Annotated in this window: 2 protein-coding genes and 1 pseudogene; all 3 read left to right on the top strand. The window is 69.0% G+C overall.

What is annotated here, in order from left to right:
* Positions 1-378 (top strand): annotated as a pseudogene (locus tag HUU96_RS14750) (AAA family ATPase); the annotation flags it as partial.
* Positions 375-1970: a hypothetical protein gene (locus HUU96_RS14755; RefSeq protein ID WP_174293488.1), complete on the top strand. Its 1596-nt coding sequence runs from the start codon at positions 375-377 to the stop codon at positions 1968-1970. The pseudogene HUU96_RS14750 and the gene HUU96_RS14755, both read left to right, overlap by 4 nt.
* A gap of 26 nt (positions 1971-1996) precedes the next feature.
* A partial coding sequence (locus HUU96_RS14760) for an AAA family ATPase (RefSeq protein WP_174293489.1) occupies positions 1997-2581 on the top strand: 585 nt, incomplete at its 3' end.

The following is a 2581-nucleotide window of genomic DNA, read 5'->3' on the forward strand; positions in this document are numbered from 1 at the left end:
GAGGCGCTGGTGGTGACCACCGACGTGCCGCATCTGTCGGTGCTGCCCGCCGGTACCCGCAGCACCAGCGACACCGAATTGCTGGCAAGCGCGCGCACCCGCGCCGTCGTCGCCCGCCTGCTCGCCGCCAATCCGCGCCGCGTCGTGCTGTTCGACTCGCCGCCCGCGCTTGCCGCGTCGCCCGCCTCGGTGCTGGCGATGATGGTCGGGCAGGTGATGATGGTCGTGCGCGCCGATCGTACCCCCGAAAGCGAGCTGTCGGCCGCCGTCGGCCTGCTGGATGCGTGCGAGCACATCGCGCTGGTCCTCAACGCCGTGTCGTTCGTCCCCGGAGCCGCGCGCTTCGGCAGCTATTACGGTCAGGAGGACCGGCCATGATCCGCTATCCCGCTGCGCTGGCGATCGCCGCGTGCGCCGCCGCCCCGGCCGCCGCCCAGCAGAGCCGCCAGGTCACGATCGCCCCCTATATCGAGGCGAGCCAGACGCTCGACGCCGACCTGAACGGCGGCGACGTGCTCACCTATACCAGCGTCGCCGCCGGCATCGACGCCGGCATCGCCACCCAGCACACCAACGGCCAGGCCAGCGTCCGCTACGAGCGGCGGATCGGCGAGGGCAAATACCATGACGATTCCGACGTCGTCACCGGCCTGGTGCGCGCCTCGACGCGGCTGACCTCCGGCCTTGGCGTCGATGTCGGCGGTCTCGCCACCCGCACCCGGGAGGACATCCGCGGGGCCGCGCCCGGGCTGTTGTTCGGCAACGACGCCAATACCACGCAGCTCTACTCCGTCTATGGCGGCCCGACGCTGTCCACCCATGCCGGCGACGTGGCGATCGCCGCCGCCTACCGCATCGGCTACACCAAGGTGCGCGCTCCCGGCGCTACCGGTGCGGAGGGGCTGGGCCGGCTAGACTATTTCGACCATGATCTCGGCCAGTCCGCCGCCGCGAGCGTCGGCACGACCGCGGGCACGGTGTTGCCGATCGGTGTAACATTGTCGGGCGGCTGGAACCGCGATGACGCCAGCCAGCTCAAGCAGCGCTTCGACGACGTCTATGGCCAGGCCGGCGTGCTGGTGCCGGTGCTGCCGACGGTCGCGCTCGCCGGCGACGTCGGTTACGAGAAGCTGACCGTCAGCCAGAAGGACGCGGTGCTGACCGCCGCCGGCACGCCCGCGCTCGACGCCAATGGCCGCTACATCACCGACGATGCCTCGCCGCGGCGCGTCGCGTATCGCACCGACGGTGTCTATTGGGACGCGGGCGTGGTGTGGCATCCCAACCATCGCACCGCGCTCAACGCCTATGTCGGCCACCGCTACGACTCGATGCGCTACACTGGCAGCCTGACCTATCAGGCGTCGAAGAGCACCGGGCTGGCGGTCCAGGTCTATGACGATGTCGAGACCTTCGGCCACCAGTTGCAGGACGGCCTCGCCGCGTTGCCGACCAGCTTCATCGCCGCGCGCGACGCCTTCAGCCAGCAGCACAACGGCTGTGTCTTCACCTCCAGCGGCTCGACGCCGGGCGGCTGCCTCGACAGCGTGTTCCAGTCGATCACCACCGCCAGCTACCGCGCGCGCGGCGTCGACGGCGTCGTCAGCGTCAACCGCGGCCTGTCCACCTATGGCTTAGGCGCAGGCTATGAGAACCGCGAGCTGTACGCGCCCAACGTGCCGCTGGGCGCGCTGGTTTATGGCCAGCATGACCAGAGCGCCTATGGCCAGTTTTTCTATGGCCGCCAGCTGTCGCGCGTGTCGGGCATCCAGGCGAACCTGTTCGTCAACTGGTACGACTCGGGCACCAGTGACGTCGATGTCTGGTCCTATGGCGCGACCGCCAGCTACTATCATAATTTCGGGCGGCTGGGCACGACGGCGACGCTCGGCATCTATGACTTCAAGCAGGCCGATGTCCGCAGCCAGGTGTCGGCGCAGGCGCAGGTCGCGGCCCGCTACACCTTCTGACAATATTTCCCGGCTAGGGAGGGCATATGTACGACGAACATTTCGCGCTGACCGGACGCCCGTTCCAGCTCACCCCCGATCCCGCCTTCTGGTACGAGACGGCGACGCACCGCCGCGCCATGGCCTATCTGGGCTATGGTTTGGCGCAGGGGGAGGGGTTCATCGTCATCACCGGCGACATCGGCGCGGGCAAGACGACGCTGGTCGGCCACCTGCTCGACACGCTCGACCGTGAGGCGCTGAACCCGATCAAGCTGGTGTCGACCGCGATCGAGGCGAGCGACCTGCTGCGCATCGTCGCCACCGACCTTGGCGTGAACCCCGCCGGCTTAGAAAAGGCGCAGCTGCTGACCGCGATCGAGCGCGGCCTGCACGCGGTCGCGCGCACCGGCCGGCGGACGCTGCTGATCGTTGACGAGGCGCAAGCGCTTGGCGTCGGCGCGCTGGAAGAGCTGCGGATGCTGTCCAACTTTCAGGCGGGCGGTCATGCGCTGTTGCAGATCGTCCTGCTCGGCCAGCCCGAGTTCCGCGCCGCGCTGCACGGGTCGGAGCGGCTGGAGCAGCTGCGCCAGCGGGTGATCGCGATCCCCCATCTGGAGCCGATGGCGGCC

The sequence above is a fragment of the Sphingomonas bacterium genome, from assembly GCF_903644135.1.
GTDB lineage: Bacteria > Pseudomonadota > Alphaproteobacteria > Sphingomonadales > Sphingomonadaceae > Sphingomonas.